The organism is Thiomonas islandica (genome assembly GCF_055383445.1).
This window is the reverse complement of record NZ_AP042391.1, coordinates 1,656,801-1,673,549: the sequence shown is the minus strand read 5'-3', so window position 1 is coordinate 1,673,549 and position 16,749 is coordinate 1,656,801. Positions and strand designations below refer to the sequence as shown.

Genomic DNA, 16,749 nt, shown 5'->3' with positions numbered 1-16,749 from the left:
ACCGGCTTCCACCCCTGGCTCACAATTGCGTCGGCACGGTGGTTCAGAATTGCATCGGCGCCAACAGGACTTACGAGCGTAACTGTCGAACTCCGGAGATCAGCCTTGCTGCGACCGGATTTGAGCTTGCTGCGAAGCGCACGCGTAAGCGGGAATTTCTCGACGAAATGGACCGGGTGATTCCGTGGTCGCAGTTGCTGGCCCTGATCGCGCCACATGCGCCCGCAGGCAAGACCGGCAGGCCGCCGTTTGCCGCCGAGGTCATGCTGCGCATTCACCTGCTGCAGCAGTTCTTCGGGCACTCCGATCCGGCGATGGAAGAGGCCCTGCACGACATCCCGCTGTACCGCGAATTTGCCCAGCTTGATGTCGGCACCACGCGCTTGCCCGACGAGAGCACCATCCTGCGGTTTCGCCATCTGCTTGAAGCGCACGACCTGGGCGCGCAGATCCTGGAGGCGGTCAACGCCCAGCTCCAGCGGCAGGGACTGCTGCTCAAGACCGGCACCGTAGTCGATGCCACCCTGATTGCCGCCCCCAGTTCGACCAAGAACGCCAAGGGAGAACGCGACCCCGAGATGCACCAGACCAAGAAGGCAAATCAGTGGCATTTTGGGATGAAAGTGCACATTGGCGTGGATGCCGACTCGGGCTTGGTGCACACGGTGGTGGGCACCAGCGCCAACGCGCACGATGTCACGCAGGCCAGCGCCTTGCTCCATGGCGAAGAAAGCGATGTCTTTGCCGACTCCGGTTACCGTGGCGTGCACAAACGCGAAGAGGTGATTGAGGATCACGCGCAAGTCAGTTGGCATGTGGCCATGATGCCCAGCCACCGCAAAGCGCTGGACAAGGACACGCCCATGGGGGCGATCATGGACGCTTTGGAGAAAACCAAGGCCCGCATTCGTGCCAAGGTGGAGCACCCGTTTCGGGTAATCAAATGCCAGTTCGGACATCGTAAGACGCGTTATCGGGGCTTGGCCAAGAACACGAGCCAATTGCTGGTGATGTTCGCACTGTCGAACCTGTGGATGGTGCGCAAGCGCATTTTGCAAGGTGCTGCGGGATGAGTGCGCCCGCTATCCGGGCAAGGGCCGGAAAACCGGCCTATTCGGGCCAAAATGGCGAGAAATCTGCTCGATTTTCCATGCCAATTCCGTCATATGGAACGCGACGCATCAGCTCGCGCTATGAAACGGGTTGTGCAGACCTTCCCTAACTTCGGTGTCAGCGCACCTACCTCGCTCCGCAATTCAGGCATCAGTTCGTGCTGAATGATGGTCCAGCGTTGCATGATTCCGGTGCGTTGTGTAGTATTCATGTCGGGCGTTGATCAAGTCTTTGGAACCTTTATCTTGCCAGCAATGGCCGCCCATCTCTACCTGTTTTTGCTCCCGATTCGGCGGGTAATTCAGCTCGAGTGGGGAGTTTTGCAAGAGGCTCTGATGCAAAAGATGCACATCGAGCGCGACGCCGATCTGGTGCGCTACGTCCTCGACCATGAATTGGCATGAACAGATCCACGCGGGTCAGAAATTTCCTACAAATCAACGCGCCCTTGTCTCAGTCTTCAAACCGCTGGCGGCCGATGTTCGCCGCGCAACCGCAGGCCAACAATGCCCCCATACATCCTGAATTCTCTGAAAGCTGAGTCATGCAACTGATGGTGGTCGACGATTCTGCAATGGTGCGCGAGCGCCTGGCCGGCCTGCTCTGCGGCATTGATGGGGTGTAAGCCGTGCTGCAGGCCGATTGCGGGCAGCAGGCGATGGAGCTGTTGGAGCAAGACACCGCAGGCGCGGTGCGCTTCATCGTGCTCGATATCGAAATGCCGGGTGAGAGCGGGCTGCAAGTTTTGCAGCGCATCAAGTCCAGCCGGAGTGATATCTGCGTGGCGATGTTCATCCAGCACGCCAACTCGCAGCATCGCGCCCGCAGCCTCGATGGAGGCGCCGATTATTTCTTCGACAAGAGTTCCGACATCGATCGGCTCGAAACCCTGGTGCGCCAACTGGCCGCGCAGCCCCATTGAACTTCCCTGCAACCCAACCTCCCCGCCACCCGCGTTGACTCCGCCATGACCCAAGACGCCACGACCTCCCCTTCCGCCCTGCAGCACAGCGATGCCGCGCAGCAGATCGACGCCCTCTGCGCACAGGTCTTACCCGTGCTCGGCCAACAGATCGACGCCGGACGCGCACAGATGGAGACCGCCATTCTGGCCTTGAGCCAGCGCTTCTCCAGCCTGCACAACCGCCTGGAAAACGCTGTGAGGGCGTCGCAGCATGCCGCCGCCGGCATGGATGGCGGCGAAGGCGTGGTGGCGGTATTCCGCCGCAGCGAAGGCGAACTCGGCGCCGTGCTCGATCAGTTGCGCACCGCGCTGGACAAACGCGCCGCCATGGTCAGCGAAGTGCTGGGCATGTCGCGCTACACCGAGGCGCTGGAGAAGATGGCGACTGAAGTGGCGGCGCTGGCGGCCAAGACCAATCTGCTCGCGCTCAATGCGGCCATCGAAGCCGCGCGGGCTGGCGAAAACGGCCGCGGCTTCGCGGTGGTGGCCGACGAAGTGCGCAAGCTCTCGGCGCAATCGCGCGATACCGGGCGCAAGATGGGCGAGCAGGTGAAGATCATCACCGGCGCCATCCAGACGCTCACCCGCTCGGCCGGGCAGTCGCAAATCGAGGAGCAGCAGTTCCTCACCCAATCCGAATCGTCCATCGATCAGGTGCTCGCCCGCCTGCGCGATGTGGCTACGGGGCTGTCCGATTCGTCCGACCTGCTGCAACGCGAAAGCAGCGGTATCCGCGAAGAGATCGGCGACGTGCTGGTGTCGCTGCAGTTCCAGGATCGGGTCAGCCAGATTCTCACCCACAGCCGCGACAGCCTCGACGCCCTGGTGGTCGAACTGCAGAGCTATCAGTCGCGCCGCGCCAGCAACCCTGAAGCCGCGCTCGACGCCTCCGCCTTCATGCAGCGCATCGCGGTCGGCTACACCACGCAGGAGCAGCGCCTCAACCACGGCGGCCAGTCCACGGTGGACGCGCAGGACGGCGGCGACATCACCTTTTTCTGACTCCAGCAAACCCTTGTTTCGATCCCCTCATTCAAAAGCGAGCCTCTTGCAAAACTATTTTTGAAAACGGAGCGCGATGGCATTTGATGCTCGAATTTCGGCATCGAAGTGATTACGCTTCCCCTGTTTGCGGCAATTTCTCAAAATTACCGCATTTCCCCGCCCCTGAGGGCGAGTTTCTCCACCGGCCAAGCCGGTTTGAGTCTTTTTTGCTCCACGCTGCCGGGCCCTTCAACGGGCTCAGGACAGGCTTATGTCAGCAACCTGAGAAGCTGGTCCGCCGTCAGCGCCAGCACACCGAACATCAGGTGCGACATCACTTTCTTGTTTCCCTTGACCCGGATATGCCTGCCGCCGAAATCATCCTTCAACCGCCCATTCGCCCGTTCCGCACCGGTGCGTTCCTTGTATCGTTCCGCCTCGCAGGGCGCGAATTCGATCTTCTCGCCACGGCGCGGGTTGTGGTCGATCAGCGGCACATGTCCCAGACTGCGGCTGTGTTCCCGCAATACGCTGCTGCAATAGGCCGCGTCCATCAGGTCGTAGCAGTTCGTCACGCGCTCTGCCGTCATCAGGGACAGCGGTATCGCCGCCAGGCTGTCGTGCATCGAGGCGCTCGATAACAGCGCGCTCACCGGAACACCGCAGTCCGCCGTATCAATGTGCAGTTTGTAGCCGTTCCAGCTGTTCTTGTAGCCTTGCGCGTTGCACTTGCTGCCTCGGTCGCATTCGCGCGGCAATTCCTTCAGGAGTTGCGCCAGCGGCTTGCCACGTTGCAGTTCCAGTTTGCCCGGCGTTACTTCACGGGTCTTACCCTTCCCGGGGCGACCACGTTTCCTTGCTACGACAGGCGCAGATTCCGGCGCTTTGTCTCTTTTGGCTGGTTTCTCGCGCGCCTCGATTGCCGTGCCATCCCGGCTGATGTGGCCGATCAACTGTTCGCCCAGCGTTTCCCTTACCAGGGCCGCATGGGTGCGTTCCGCCAGGCCCGCCTCGGCAAATTCGGCAAAGGCGCGCGAGAAGGTCGCTTCGCTCGGCAATTTACGCCACATCGAAAAGCCACAGATGCGCTTCAATGCGCGATCCATGGCCAGACGTTCAATCAGCCCGGCCGTCGTCGACAGACCCAACACGGCCTTGGCAACAAAGGCATTTGCCAGCATGCCACGGTCGTGTGCAGGCCGCCCGCTACCGCCCCACGACGAACTGACAAATTCTTCAATGCGCACCCATTCCAGGATGTGCACCAACCTGGCTAACTTCGGTGTCAGCGCACCTACCTCGCTCCGCAATTCAGGCATCAGTTCGTGCTGAATGATGGTCCAGCGTTGCATGATTCCGGTGCGTTGTGTAGTATTCATGTCGGGCGTTGATCAAGTCTTTGGAACCTTTATCTTGCCAGCAATGGCCGCCCATCTCTACCTGTTTTTGCTCCCGATTCGGCGGGTAATTCAGCTCGAGTGTGGAGTTTTGCAAGAGGCTCCATGGCCAAAACCATTCTCATCGTCGACGACTCCGCCTCACTGCGTCAGGTGGTCAACATCGCCCTTGCCAGCGCGGGCTACGAAGTCATTGAAGCCGTTGACGGCGTGGACGCGCTGACCAAGCTCGACGGCCGCAAGATCCACCTCATCATCAGCGACGTGAACATGCCCAATATGGACGGCATCACCCTGGTGAAAGAGATCAAGCAGAAGGCCGACTACAAGTTCACGCCCATCATCATGCTCACCACCGAGAGCCAGGACGACATGAAGGCGCAAGGCCAGGCCGCAGGCGCCCGTGCCTGGGTGGTCAAGCCCTTCCAGCCGGCGCAGATGCTGGCTGCGGTCTCCAAACTCATCGCACCCTGAACCCCGCCAGAGGAGACGCTGTGGACATCATCCTCCGTCAAGCCGGCCCGGCTTGCAGCGTGACGCTGCAAGGCGCGCTCGACATCTATGCCGCCGCCGAGGTGCGCACCCGGCTGGCCGAACTGATCGCCCAGCATCCCCTGGTCGAACTGCAATTGGCCGCGGTTGACGAGATCGACGCCTCCGGCGTGCAGATTCTGCTGGCCGCCAAGCAGCAGGCCAGCAATTTGGAGCACAGCCTCAAGCTCAGCGGGCACAGCCCCGCCGTCATCGACGCCCTCGAACTCTGCGGCCTGCTCGCCTACTTCGGCGACCCGGTGGTCGAGTTTGGCCACACCACGTCCCCCAAGGAGCACGCATGAGCTTCGAACAACAAATGCAGCAGGCCATGCGCTCCTTCATCGTCGAGGCGCAAGAGCTGCTCGAAGGCATGGAACGCGGGCTGATGGAGCTCGAACCCCAAGGCGGCGCTGATGACGCTATTGATGACGCCCTTGATGGCGAGCACATCAACGCCTTGTTTCGCGCGGCCCACACCATCAAAGGCTCGGCCGGGCTGTTCGGCCTCGACAGCATCGTGCGTTTCACTCACCATCTGGAAAGCGTGCTCGACCAGATGCGCGCAGGCAAACTCGCCGTCAGCAGCGAACTCGTCGCGCTGTTGCTGCAAGGGCGCGATCACCTCGCGCAACTGATCGACCAGATCGACAGCCAAGGCGCCTGCATCGCCGACACCCCGGAAGAACAGGCGCTGGTCGCCCGGCTGCAGGCCGCTCAGCAGCCCGCAGGCGGTGCGCTGGTCGTGGCCCAGCAAAGCCCCATCGCACCGAGCGCCCCCTCGGCGGAAGCCGCCCCCGTCACCGTGCTCGCGCACGGATCGGCGCTGACGCCATCGTGGCATCTGTCGCTGCGCTTCGGCGCCGACAGTCTGCGCAACGGCATGGACCCGCTGGCCTTCATCCGCTATCTGCGCGGGCTGGGCGAAATCGTCGGTCTCGTCACCCTGACCGACGCCCTGCCCCCGCTCGACGCGATGGACGCCGAGACCAGCTATCTCGGCTTCGAGATCAACTTCAAGAGCGAGGCCAGCAAGGAAGAAATCGCCGCCGTGTTCGAGTTCGTGCAGGAAGACAGCACCATCCGCATCCTGCCCGCGCACAGCCGCATTGCCGACTATGTGCAACTCATTCGCAGCCTGCCCGAAGACGACCTGCGGCTGGGCGACATTCTGGTACAGATCGGCACGCTGACGCAGAAAGAATTGAGCGACGCGCTCAGCGCGCAACACGACGCGCAGGCCACCGGCGCACCGGCCGCCCCCTTGGGCGAAATTCTGGTGCGCGAAGGCGCCACGCACCAGCCCATCGTGCAAGCCGCGCTCGACAAACAGAAGCAGATTAAAGATAAACGCAGCCGCGACAACCAGATGCTGCGCGTGGCCGCCGACAAGCTCGACGCCCTCATCAACCTCGTGGGCGAACTGGTGATTGCCAGCGCCGGCAATGCTCTGCACGCGCAGAACGCCAGCCAGATCGAAGCCGCCGCGCAGATCACCCGGCTGGTCGAAGACATCCGCGAGCGGGCACTCAAGCTGCGCATGGTCGAGATCGGCGAAACCTTCGCGCGCTTTCAGCGCGTGGTGCGCGACGTATCGCGTGAGCTGGGCAAAGACATCGCCCTGGTCATCGAAGGCGCCGACACCGAAATGGATAAAACCCTGGTCGAGCGCATCGCCGATCCGCTGATGCACCTGGTGCGCAACTCGATCGATCACGGCATCGAGTCGCCCGAAGTGCGCACCGCCCGCGGCAAACCCGCCCAAGGCACCCTCAAACTCGCCGCCCGTCACGACTCGGGCAGCATTCTCATCACGGTTTCAGACGACGGCGGCGGGCTGAACCGCGAGCGCATTCTTGCCAAAGCCGTCGAGCGCGGGCTGATTTCGACTGAGGCCGCCGCCGCCCTGCCCGACGCCGAGGTGTGGGCGCTGATTTTCGAGCCCGGCTTCTCCACCGCCGATGCCGTCACCGATCTGTCGGGCCGCGGCGTGGGCATGGACGTGGTCAAGCGCAATATCGAAGCCATTCGCGGCAGCATCGACATTCAGAGCAGCGCCGGTGTGGGCACGCAGATGCACCTGCGCTTGCCCTTGACGCTCGCCATCATCGACGGCTTTCTGGTGCAAGCCGCCGGGCGCACCTTCGTGCTGCCGCTCGACGCGGTGATCGAGTGCATGGAGTTTGCGCCCATCCAGCCGCAGCAGGGCTATATCAACCTGCGCGGCGAAGTGTTGCCCCTATTGCATCTGCGCGAACAGCTCGGTTTGGCGGACTCCGCCGCTGACTCGCCGAACACCCGCAGCAATGTGGTGGTCGCGCAAATCGGCGGGCAGCGCGCGGGCATCGTCGTCGATGCCCTGCTTGGCGAATATCAGACCGTCATCAAACCGCTGGGCGCGCTGTTCGCCCACCTGCAAGGCATCAGCGGCTCGACCATTCTGGGCAACGGCGAAGTGGCGCTCATTCTCGACGCCGCCCCCCTGATCAGCCGCGCCAGCCGCAGCGCGCAGGGCCGCCAGGCCCCGGTACTGAGCAACTGAACCCCTTCAACGTCCGCACACTGAGCCTTCCATGTTCAACAACCTTCGCATCGGTACACGCCTCAGCCTCGCCTTCGGCCTGCTCATCGTTCTTCTGCTCGCCAACGCGGCGTTCGGGCTGTACGAAGCCTCTCGCATTCAGAGCAATCTGCGGCTCGTGGTGCAAAACCATCTCGCCAAGGAGCGAGCCGTCACCATCATTGCCAACAGCAGCCAGAACACCACACGCATCATGCTGCGCAGCCTGCTGTCGCAGCAGTTCAGTGATGCCGATCGTGCCCTTATCGCTGAACAACGTGTGAATACGGACGCCGCTTTCAAGACTTTGGAGTCTCTTCAACCCACCCCGCAGCTGCAAACCCGGCTCGACAACCTGCGCGCCATCATCGCCAAAGGAAGTTCGGCGCAACAGACCGCGATTCTTGAAATGCAGCGAAGCAACTTCGGCGCCGCTGCGGCCGATTACCTCAAATCCGGCTTGATCGTGTCACGCGAGGTTCGCCAGGAAACCGCGGCGATCGAGACGATGTTGCGGGGTCAGACCGATGCGCTTTACGCCCAGAGCGAGGCCGATTTCGTCGCTGCCCGCAATGCCAACATCGGCCTGGCGGTGTTTGCTCTGCTGCTGGCCATCGCCGCTGCCTGGCTCATCACCCGCTCCATCACCCGCCCCCTGGCCGAAGCCGTTTCTGTGGCGCAGCGTGTCGCCGAAGGCGATCTGTCGGTGCGGGTGCTTTCCACGTCGAAGGATGAAACCGGGCAGTTGCTCACGGCTTTGGCAGACATGGTCGGGCGGCTGACTTCGGTCATCGGCTCGGTGCGTTCGTCTGCCGAGCAACTGCTCTCGGCGGCCACGCAGGTGTCGGCGACTTCGCAGAGTCTGTCGCAGTCGTCCTCAGAACAGGCGGCTTCGGTGGAGGAAACCTCGGCCACGCTGGAGCAGGCCACGGCGTCCATTCGCCAGAACGCGGATAACGCGCGTCTGACGGATTCGATGGCGCAGCAGGCGGCAGGCCAAGCCCGTGAAGGGGGTGCGGCGGTGCAGGGCACGGTCTCGGCGATGCAAGCCATCGCGGAGCGCATCTCGATCATCGATGACATTGCGTATCAGACCAATATGCTGGCTTTGAATGCGGCGATTGAAGCGGCCCGAGCTGGGGAGCATGGCAAGGGCTTTGCGGTGGTGGCCGCGGAGGTGCGCAAGCTGGCGGAGCGCTCTCAGGTGGCGGCCAAGGAGATTGGCGATCTGGCGACTTCGACGGTGAAGCAGGCGGATGCGGCAGGTAGCCTGATTGCGCAGATGGCACCCAATATCTCCAAGACCTCGGATCTGGTGCAGGAGATCACGGCAGCTTCGGAAGAACAGTCCACCGGCATGCAGCAGATCAATCAGGCCGTCGCCCAGCTCTCGGCGGTGACGCAGCAGAACGCCTCGGCTTCGGAACAACTCGCGGCCACTGCCGAAGAGATGAACGCGCAGGCGCAGGCTTTGCAGGAAATCATGGCGGGCTTCCGGCTTAGCCAGGAAGCGCAGGTCACGGCGGCTAAACCGGCCGCACGGTCTGCCGCAAGCAAGGCCCGGGTGGCTACCGAGGACAGTCTGCCGGTGCTCGCGCAATCGCAGCCAGAATTCGTGCGGTTCTGAACCTCAACATCCCCCTTCACACACTCACCTTCCGTTCACAAGGAACTCTCATGCGATCCAGACAGGGCTTCAAGCTCGACATTCGCCGCAGCCTGTTGCTGCTATCCGCGCTGTTCATTCTCGGAATGATCGGCATCACCCTGCTCAATGTGAGCCGCTTGCAGTCGTCCATTCTGACCGAGCGCGAATTCATGCTGCGCAACGCCACGCAAACCGCTGAGGGCGTGATTCAGTATACTACCAGCAGGCGCAGGCCGGCAAGCTGAGCTGACCACGCAGCAGGCCCAAACCCAGGCGATGGCCGCCGTCAAGGACATGCGCTACGGCGCGAAGAAAGACGGCTACTTCTGGATCACCACCGACACCACCCCGGTGCCAACCATGCTGATGCACCCCACGGTGCCCGCGCTCATCGGCAAGGTGCTCGATCTGCCCAAGTTCGACAACGCCACCGGCTACCGCCCCGGGCTGGAGGCCAAGCCTGTTGATACCGACGGCAAGATGAACCTCTACACCGCGCAGAACCTCGCGGCAAAAAATCCCGATGGCGGTATTTTCGAGTACCGCTTTCCCAAGCCCGTTGCGGGCGGCGGCGCCACCCAAGAGGCCTTCCCGAAAGTGGCCTACGCGATCAATTTCGCGCCTTGGCACTGGGTGATCGGCACCGGGGTGTATGTCGATGACGTGAGCGCGGCCGCGTGGGCTTACAGCACGCAGGGCCTCATCATCTCGGTCATCGGCATTGCCCTGCTGGTGGCGCTGGCGCTGTTCATCACCCGCCGCACCAACGCTTCGATGCGCAACGCCTTCGCTGTGTTTGCACGGCTTGAGCAGGGTGACTTGACGGTTCGCATGGGCCGCCGCAGCAACGACGAAATCGGTCAGGTCATGGCCTCCGCACAAAAGATGATCGACCGTTTTACCCAGACCATCGGCTCGGTGCGGTCGTCGGCCGAGCAGTTGCTCTCGGCGTCCACCCAGGTGTCGGCCACTTCGCAGAGTCTGTCGCAGTCGTCTTCGGAGCAGGCCGCTTCGGTGGAACAAACCTCGGCGACCGTCGAGCAGGCCGCAGCCTCGATACGCCAGAACGCGGACAACGCCTCTGCGGCCGATGCGCTCGCCCAACAGGTACTGCAACATGCCGACAGCAGTAAATCCGCCGTTGGGCAGGCTTCCACCGCCATGCAAACCATCGCGGATCGCATTTCGCTGATCGATGACATTGCGTACCAGACCAATATGCTGGCTTTGAATGCGGCGATTGAAGCGGCCCGCGCCGGAGAACATGGCAAGGGCTTTGCCGTGGTGGCCGCCGAGGTGCGCAAGCTGGCCGAGAAAAGCCAATCCGCAGCCAAGGAAATCGGCGATCTGGCCTCTACAACGGTCAAGCACGCCGATCACGCCACTCACCTGATTTCTGAATTGGTCACTCTGAAGACGAAGAACTACGGTCTCGTCCAGGAGATCGCTGCGGCGTCCACGGAGCAGGCCACCGGCATGCAGCAGATCAATCAGGCGGTGGCGCAGCTCTCAGCCGTCACTCAGCAGAACGCCTCGGCTTCGGAACAACTCGCGGCCACCGCAGAAGAGATGAATGCGCAGGCCAGCGGTCTGCAAGACCTCATCAGCCAGTTCAAAACCGACGCCCAAGCGACGCCAGCCGTAGCCCAGTCGCGCACACCAACGCCCCCCGCGCGCCGACCCGCTGCCACGCCGCGCCCAGCCCTGGCTGCGGCCGGTGCGGGCGACTTCGTCAAATTCTGATCAGCCTATTTTCCAAGGAGCCCCATATGACGACCGCCATCGCGCATCCGTCTTCCACCCCTGCCCTGCAACTGGCGGGCAACGCCCAGCCCACCAGCGGCCAGTACCTGACCTTCACCTTGCAGAACGAGATCTATGGTCTGGACATTCTGCGGGTACGGGAAATTCTGGAATACACCCGCCCGACCACAGTGCCGATGATGCCGGCCTTTGTGCACGGCGTGATCAACCTGCGCGGCAACGTGGTGCCGGTAATCGATCTGGCGCAGCGCTTCGGCCGCGCGCCCACCGCCTTGCAGGCTCGCACCTGCATCGTCATCGTTGAAATCGAGGGCGAAGACGGGCCGCTGGCCATCGGCGTGCTGGTCGATGCGGTCAACGCCGTACTCGATATGGAAGCCGGCCAGATCGAACCGGCGCCGAGCTTCGGCACCGGCCTGCGGCAAGAGTTCATCCGCGGCATGGCCCGCACCGAAGCCGGTTTCATCATCCTGCTCGATGTGGGTCGTGTGCTGTCGGTCGAAGACATGGCGGGTCTGGCCAGCGCCTCGCATATGGCCGCCTGATTTCTTCTTAACCGATTTCTCTTCCACTCTTTCCATCGACCAGAGCACGCCATGACCCTCGCTTTGCATCAACGTCTTCAGTTCCGCATCCTTGCGCCGATCGCCTTGCTGGTGATCGTCGTGGTCGCCACCGGCTCGTTCCTGATGGTGCGCAACGCGCAACACAACGTCGGCGTGGAGATTCAACGTGAATCGCAGCAGCAGATGGGCGAAATCGTGCGCACGCTCGACATCACCAAGAACCTGCTCAACGAGCAGGTGCATGGCTCGATGCGCCTGCTGACCGAGCGTGGCGCGCAGCTCGGCGCGCCTTCGCTGGGCGCGCCAGTGGAGCTGGGCGGAAAATGCTGCCCGATCTGCAGTTTGGCAAGACCAGCGAGGTCAACCAGTTCGGCCTGGTGGACGGCGTAACCAAGCTGTTTGGCGGCACCGCCACCCTGTTCGTGCGCAGCGGTGACGACTTTGTGCGCGTAAGCACCAATGCCAAAAAGCCGGACGGCGCCCGCGCCATCGGCACCCTGCTTGACCCCAAAGGCAAGGTGATTGCCGGCATCCGCGATGGCAAAGCGTTTTATGGCGTGGTGCAGATTCTGGGCAATCCATACATCACCGGCTATGAACCCATGCGCGACGCCAGCGGCAAAATCATCGGCATCTGGTACGTGGGCTACAAGGCGCAGATCGACGCCATCAAAAACGAAGTCAGCAAGCTGCAACTGCTGCATGGCGGCAATCTGGACGTGACTGACAAGTCCGGCAAAGTGATTTTCGCCACGGCCAATATGCCAACCCAGATCAACCCGGACGACTGGATCACGTCGTCGAAAGCCATACCCGGTTGGGGCTTCACCGTCACCGCCCGTTACGCGAAATCCGTCGTTGCCAGCCACACTTGGGAGCGGGTTCTGCCCATCCTCACGGGTGGGTCGATCATGGTTCTGCTGATACTCGGCGTCACCGCCTTTCTTCTTCGCCGTCTGGTGATTCGCCCCCTGGGCGAAGCCGTTTCTGTCGCCCAGCGCGTGGCCGAAGGCGATCTATCGGTGCGGGTGCTTTCCACGTCGAAGGATGAAACCGGGCAGTTGCTCACGGCTTTGGCAGACATGGTCGGGCGGCTGACTTCGGTCATCGGCTCGGTGCGTTCGTCTGCCGAGCAACTGCTCTCGGCGGCCACGCAGGTGTCGGCGACTTCGCAGAGTCTGTCGCAGTCGTCCTCAGAACAGGCGGCTTCGGTGGAGGAAACCTCGGCCACGCTGGAGCAGGCCACGGCGTCCATTCGCCAGAACGCGGATAACGCGCGTCTGACGGATTCGATGGCGCAGCAGGCGGCAGGCCAAGCCCGTGAAGGGGGTGCGGCGGTGCAGGGCACGGTCTCGGCGATGCAAGCCATCGCGGAGCGCATCTCGATCATCGATGACATTGCGTATCAGACCAATATGCTGGCTTTGAATGCGGCGATTGAAGCGGCCCGAGCTGGGGAGCATGGCAAGGGCTTTGCGGTGGTGGCCGCGGAGGTGCGCAAGCTGGCGGAGCGCTCTCAGGTGGCGGCCAAGGAGATTGGCGATCTGGCGACTTCGACGGTGAAGCAGGCGGATGCGGCAGGTAGCCTGATTGCGCAGATGGCACCCAATATCTCCAAGACCTCGGATCTGGTGCAGGAGATCACGGCAGCTTCGGAAGAACAGTCCACCGGCATGCAGCAGATCAATCAGGCCGTCGCCCAGCTCTCGGCGGTGACGCAGCAGAACGCCTCGGCTTCGGAACAACTCGCGGCCACTGCCGAAGAGATGAACGCGCAGGCGCAGGCTTTGCAGGAAATCATGGCGGGCTTCCGGCTTAGCCAGGAAGCGCAGGTCACGGCGGCTAAACCGGCCGCACGGTCTGCCGCAAGCAAGGCCCGGGTGGCTACCGAGGACAGTCTGCCGGTGCTCGCGCAATCGCAGCCAGAATTCGTGCGGTTCTGAAGGGACTGACTAACTCCTCAACACGCTGATGCACCTGATCACCCCACTACTCATCGATCTCGGCATCGTCGCCCTAGCGATGGCCGGCGTGCTGATGCTCGCCTGGAAGCTGCTCCAGCAACTGTGGGGAACCGGGACGAGCAGCGCCTACCAGCCTGCGGCGCTGCTGTTTTCCGCTGGCATCGCCACGGCCGTGCGCAATCGCTTTCCCTGGATGCGCGCGGCGTACCGGCAGCGGCCAGACCGCAAACTCATGCTGACGGCGGCGGTGATTCTGTTGCTGGCCAGCTCGCTCACCGCGCTGTTCACCGCCCTGGTAATGGCCGACCACGAACGGAATCGGCTGACGCTCAGCATGGAGAACGACCGCAACGCGCTCAGCCGCGGCCTGCTCATGGCGATGGAGGTTCGCGGCAAGGAGCTGGAGCGGTTTTCCCACAACCCATTGCTCTTACGCACCCTGCAAACGCTTCAAACCGGCAAAGAAGGCAGTCCCGCGCATCCATCTGCCGAACTGCAAAGCCAACTCGCCGACTTGCGCACCATGATGGCGCTGTTGGCCCCTCACGAATACAGCATCACCAATCTCTGGGGTGAAACCGTGCTGTCGAGTGCAGCCTCCACAGCGCACCACCCGGGGCTGCCCAGCTTGGTGTCGGCCATGCCGCCAGCCAGCCAGTTCATGCTGCAGCGCGATCCGGTAACGCTCAATTTTTTTCTGCACGCGCAGCTCCCGATTCGCAAGGGCGAGCAGACCATCGGCCACTTCAGCGCCTCGCTGCCCCTGCCCGCCTCCAGCCGCATCGCGCATGAGCTGACGCGTCGCGCGAAACACACCGTCATCAAGATCTGCAGCCTCTCCAATGACCTCTGGACCTGTCTGCCCAGCCAGGCCGGTGAAAGCGAACAGACGACGCGGCTCACATCCAAGCGTCTGCCCGCAGAGGTGCGCTGGGCACAGGGCAAAGCGGCTACGACGATTCAGGAAATCGACGGCCAGCGATGGCTGATCAGCTCCACGCCGCTCGGCACAACCGGGCTGGCCCTGGCGGTGGAGGTGCCCACGGCCGAACTCTATGCCCCGGTCGTCGATACGCTCGAAACCGGGCTGCTGTTCGTGCCGGGTCTGGTGCTGCTGGGGCTGCTCGTGCTGGGCTGGCAACTGCGCCCACTGACCCAGAGGCTGCATCAGGCGAACGCGCGGGTACAGAACGCTTTTGACTATTCTGGTATCGGCATTTTGATGGTGAACGGGCAAGGCGAGATTCTCGACTTCAATCCGGCCTTCAGCGAGATGCTGGGCTACACGCCGGCAGAGCTGCGCCAGCCCCATGTCGTCGACGATTTTCTGCATCCGGACGACCGGGGCGCCGTAGCCGCCCAGCTCGGCGGCATGGCAGATACGGAGGTGGGCGCCTATTGCGCGCACCGGCGCTATCGTCACAAGAATGGCCGCTACCGCATGCTGCAGTGGCATGTCTCCCCGGTGAAGAACGAGGACGGCGCTGTGACCTCCATCGTGTGTTACGCCCTCGACGTGACTGACGAACTCGCCCGCAGGGACGCTGCGATCCGGCAGACCGCGTTTCTGAATGCGGTGCTCGACAATATGCGCGACGTGGTCTACGCCTGCGACGAAAACGGCTTGCTGAGCTATGTAAACGCGGCAGCCATTCGGGCGGGTTTGCCGACAAAAATGGGGGTGTCGTTGCGTGAATTGGAGTTGGTCACGCCTGTTCACACCACTGACCACAAGCCGGTTCCACTGGAGCAACTGCCGCTGGAATCGGCCTTGCGCGGTGAACCCAAGGAGGCAGAGAACTTTCTGATAGAAAGCCTGGAAGGCCAGTGGCGGCACTATGAAATCACGGCGCGTCGACTGCTGGATTCCACCGGCACGCCTCTCGGCGCCGCAGCGGTCGCGCACGACGTCACGGAAATCCGTGCCGTAGACCGGCGCCTCAAGTGGCTGATCGATCACGACGAGCTGACCGAACTGCCCAATCAGACCCTGGTCATCGAATCGCTAGAGCGCTTGCTCGAAGCCGAGACCAGCCGGGACGAGAGCCGCCAACTGGCCGTTTACTTGCTCGACATCGACCGCTTCCGCCAGATCAACGACAGCTTTGGTCACGCCCTGGGCGATGACCTGTTGATCGAAACCGCGGCGCGGCTGAAGGTCGCGCTTGCTCCAGACGATTTTCTGGCACGCTGGGGCGGCAATGCCTTCGCGGTGCTGCATCCTTGCACCGCCGACCAGCAGGCTCTGCTCGATCACGCCGAGCAACTGCTCAACAGCCTGACCGAACCTTTCGTACTCGACGGTCAGACCATTTTCATCACCGCCAGCCTGGGCATTGCGCGTGCGCCGCGCGATGGGCGGTCGGCCACGCAACTATTCAGCCGTGCCGATGTGGCCATGTACCGCTGCAAGGCCAACACCCCCGGCCGGGCGCTGCTCTACACCGCCGACATGAGCCAGCGCGGGCGCGAGCTCATCGAGATGGAGACCGATCTGAGCCACGCTCTCGCCATGGAGCAGTTTTTTGTGCTTTACCAACCCAAGGTCTGCTTGCAAACCCGTCAGGTGATTGGGGCGGAGGCCTTGCTGCGCTGGCAGCACCCGCAACATGGCCTGGTTTCTCCGGCCACGTTCATTCCGCTGCTCGAAGAAACCGGCCTGATCGTGCCCGTGGGGCAATGGGTGCTGAACGCCGTGTGCAAGCAGCTTCAAGAATGGGAGCAGCAGGGCAAGACCCCGTTGCCCATCGCCGTGAACTGCTCGATGCGGCAGTTGCAGGGCGATCTGATTTTGCGCCAGGTCTCTTCGGCCCTGGAGCACTCGGGCATCGCGCCCGGCCTGCTGGAGCTGGAAATCACCGAAAGCATGATGCTGCGCGATCCCGAGCATGTCAGCGGGCTGATCGTGCAATTGCGCGAACTTGGCGTGAACACCTCCATCGACGATTTCGGCACGGGCTACTCCTCGCTGGCCTCGCTCAAGCGCCTGCCCGTCACCACAATCAAACTCGACCGCGCTTTTGTCAAAGACCTGCCCAACGATGCCGACGACGCGGCCATTACGCGTGCGGTGATTTCGATGGCTAAGGCCCTGCACCTGATCGTCATCGCCGAAGGCGTCGAAACGCAGGAGCAAGCCGATTTTCTGCAGCAACTCGGGTGCGAGGCCTACCAGGGCTGGCTGTTCAGCCAGGCGGTCGCGCCCAAGCGCTTTGCTCAATATCTGGCCGATGCCAAGACCCACACACCTGGCTGAAA

Annotated in this window: 15 protein-coding genes and 1 pseudogene; 14 read left to right on the top strand and 2 right to left on the bottom strand. The window is 62.6% G+C overall.

The genetic code is table 11. From position 1 onward, the window contains the following. Positions 1 to 98 precede the first annotated feature (98 nt). On the top strand, positions 99 to 1,073 hold the full coding sequence (locus ACZ47F_RS08200) for an IS5 family transposase (RefSeq protein WP_464926604.1): 975 nt from the start codon (positions 99 to 101) through the stop codon (positions 1,071 to 1,073). A gap of 128 nt (positions 1,074 to 1,201) precedes the next feature. Here the strand turns inward: ACZ47F_RS08200 and ACZ47F_RS08195 are convergent. Further along, positions 1,202 to 1,324, bottom strand: a pseudogene (locus tag ACZ47F_RS08195) (IS1182-like element ISCARN109 family transposase); the annotation flags it as partial. Between ACZ47F_RS08195 and ACZ47F_RS08190 the strand changes: the two are divergent. The 3 genes from ACZ47F_RS08190 to ACZ47F_RS08180 all read left to right on the top strand — a co-directional run bounded on the left by ACZ47F_RS08190 (position 1,296) and on the right by ACZ47F_RS08180 (position 3,079). After that, on the top strand, positions 1,296 to 1,517 hold the full coding sequence (locus ACZ47F_RS08190) for a hypothetical protein (RefSeq protein ID WP_464926653.1): 222 nt from the start codon (positions 1,296 to 1,298) through the stop codon (positions 1,515 to 1,517). The pseudogene ACZ47F_RS08195 and the gene ACZ47F_RS08190 overlap by 29 nt on opposite strands. 224 nt (positions 1,518 to 1,741) lie before the next feature. Further along, the gene (locus tag ACZ47F_RS08185) at positions 1,742 to 2,035 is read left to right on the top strand and encodes a response regulator (RefSeq protein WP_464924245.1); all 294 of its coding nucleotides are present in this window, start codon (positions 1,742 to 1,744) and stop codon (positions 2,033 to 2,035) included. Between the two features lie 45 nt (positions 2,036 to 2,080). Further along, positions 2,081 to 3,079, top strand: a complete 999-nt coding sequence (locus tag ACZ47F_RS08180) for a methyl-accepting chemotaxis protein (RefSeq protein ID WP_464924244.1) — start codon at positions 2,081 to 2,083, stop codon at positions 3,077 to 3,079. 251 nt (positions 3,080 to 3,330) lie between these two features. On the opposite strand, the gene ACZ47F_RS08175 is transcribed toward ACZ47F_RS08180, so the two are convergent. Further along, positions 3,331 to 4,440 carry a transposase gene (locus ACZ47F_RS08175; protein ID WP_464924243.1) on the bottom strand — a complete coding sequence of 370 codons (1,110 nt, stop codon included), beginning with the start codon at positions 4,438 to 4,440 and terminating at the stop codon, positions 3,331 to 3,333. Between the two features lie 123 nt (positions 4,441 to 4,563). Between ACZ47F_RS08175 and ACZ47F_RS08170 the strand changes: the two genes are divergently transcribed. From ACZ47F_RS08170 to ACZ47F_RS08125, 10 genes are read left to right on the top strand one after another with little or no spacing between them, the layout of a single operon-like run. Further along, on the top strand, positions 4,564 to 4,932 hold the full coding sequence (locus ACZ47F_RS08170) for a response regulator (RefSeq protein ID WP_013105568.1): 369 nt from the start codon (positions 4,564 to 4,566) through the stop codon (positions 4,930 to 4,932). Between the two features lie 20 nt (positions 4,933 to 4,952). Continuing rightward, positions 4,953 to 5,294 (top strand): STAS domain-containing protein, encoded by a 342-nt coding sequence (locus tag ACZ47F_RS08165; RefSeq protein WP_464924242.1) that lies wholly within the window; start codon positions 4,953 to 4,955, stop codon positions 5,292 to 5,294. Then, positions 5,291 to 7,531, top strand: coding sequence for a chemotaxis protein CheA (locus ACZ47F_RS08160; RefSeq protein WP_464924241.1), 2,241 nt, complete (start codon positions 5,291 to 5,293; stop codon positions 7,529 to 7,531). The genes ACZ47F_RS08165 and ACZ47F_RS08160 overlap by 4 nt, the downstream gene beginning before the upstream one ends. A gap of 31 nt (positions 7,532 to 7,562) precedes the next feature. Continuing rightward, the gene (locus ACZ47F_RS08155; protein WP_464924240.1) at positions 7,563 to 9,176 is read left to right on the top strand and encodes a methyl-accepting chemotaxis protein; all 1,614 of its coding nucleotides are present in this window, start codon (positions 7,563 to 7,565) and stop codon (positions 9,174 to 9,176) included. A gap of 50 nt (positions 9,177 to 9,226) precedes the next feature. Further along, complete coding sequence (locus tag ACZ47F_RS08150) at positions 9,227 to 9,442, top strand: hypothetical protein (protein ID WP_464924234.1); 216 nt, start codon at positions 9,227 to 9,229, stop codon at positions 9,440 to 9,442. Positions 9,443 to 9,473: 31 nt separating this feature from the next. Further along, entirely contained in the window at positions 9,474 to 10,940 is a 1,467-nt protein-coding gene (locus ACZ47F_RS08145) for a methyl-accepting chemotaxis protein (protein WP_464924233.1), read from the top strand. A gap of 26 nt (positions 10,941 to 10,966) precedes the next feature. Further along, positions 10,967 to 11,506 (top strand): chemotaxis protein CheW, encoded by a 540-nt coding sequence (locus ACZ47F_RS08140; protein ID WP_156052794.1) that lies wholly within the window; start codon positions 10,967 to 10,969, stop codon positions 11,504 to 11,506. Between the two features lie 51 nt (positions 11,507 to 11,557). Then, entirely contained in the window at positions 11,558 to 11,917 is a 360-nt protein-coding gene (locus tag ACZ47F_RS08135) for a hypothetical protein (RefSeq protein ID WP_464924239.1), read from the top strand. Then, on the top strand, positions 11,851 to 13,470 hold the full coding sequence (locus ACZ47F_RS08130) for a methyl-accepting chemotaxis protein (protein WP_464924238.1): 1,620 nt from the start codon (positions 11,851 to 11,853) through the stop codon (positions 13,468 to 13,470). Before ACZ47F_RS08135 ends, ACZ47F_RS08130 begins: the two co-directional genes overlap by 67 nt. Positions 13,471 to 13,498: 28 nt before the next feature. Beyond that, positions 13,499 to 16,747 carry a sensor domain-containing protein gene (locus ACZ47F_RS08125; RefSeq protein WP_464924237.1) on the top strand — a complete coding sequence of 1,083 codons (3,249 nt, stop codon included), beginning with the start codon at positions 13,499 to 13,501 and terminating at the stop codon, positions 16,745 to 16,747. Positions 16,748 to 16,749: the final 2 nt, after the last annotated feature.

Bases quoted from the DNA above. Each gene is read 5' to 3' on its own strand.
- ACZ47F_RS08190 (WP_464926653.1), top strand. From the start codon at position 1,296: ATGATTCCGGTGCGTTGTGTAGTATTCATGTCGGGCGTTGATCAAGTC.
- ACZ47F_RS08180 (WP_464924244.1), top strand. From the start codon at position 2,081: ATGACCCAAGACGCCACGACCTCCCCTTCCGCCCTGCAGCACAGCGAT.
- ACZ47F_RS08175 (WP_464924243.1), bottom strand. From the start codon at position 4,440: ATGAATACTACACAACGCACCGGAATCATGCAACGCTGGACCATCATT.
- ACZ47F_RS08170 (WP_013105568.1), top strand. From the start codon at position 4,564: ATGGCCAAAACCATTCTCATCGTCGACGACTCCGCCTCACTGCGTCAG.
- ACZ47F_RS08160 (WP_464924241.1), top strand. From the start codon at position 5,291: ATGAGCTTCGAACAACAAATGCAGCAGGCCATGCGCTCCTTCATCGTC.
- ACZ47F_RS08155 (WP_464924240.1), top strand. From the start codon at position 7,563: ATGTTCAACAACCTTCGCATCGGTACACGCCTCAGCCTCGCCTTCGGC.
- ACZ47F_RS08150 (WP_464924234.1), top strand. From the start codon at position 9,227: ATGCGATCCAGACAGGGCTTCAAGCTCGACATTCGCCGCAGCCTGTTG.
- ACZ47F_RS08145 (WP_464924233.1), top strand. From the start codon at position 9,474: ATGGCCGCCGTCAAGGACATGCGCTACGGCGCGAAGAAAGACGGCTAC.
- ACZ47F_RS08140 (WP_156052794.1), top strand. From the start codon at position 10,967: ATGACGACCGCCATCGCGCATCCGTCTTCCACCCCTGCCCTGCAACTG.
- ACZ47F_RS08135 (WP_464924239.1), top strand. From the start codon at position 11,558: ATGACCCTCGCTTTGCATCAACGTCTTCAGTTCCGCATCCTTGCGCCG.
- ACZ47F_RS08130 (WP_464924238.1), top strand. From the start codon at position 11,851: ATGCTGCCCGATCTGCAGTTTGGCAAGACCAGCGAGGTCAACCAGTTC.
- ACZ47F_RS08125 (WP_464924237.1), top strand. From the start codon at position 13,499: ATGCACCTGATCACCCCACTACTCATCGATCTCGGCATCGTCGCCCTA.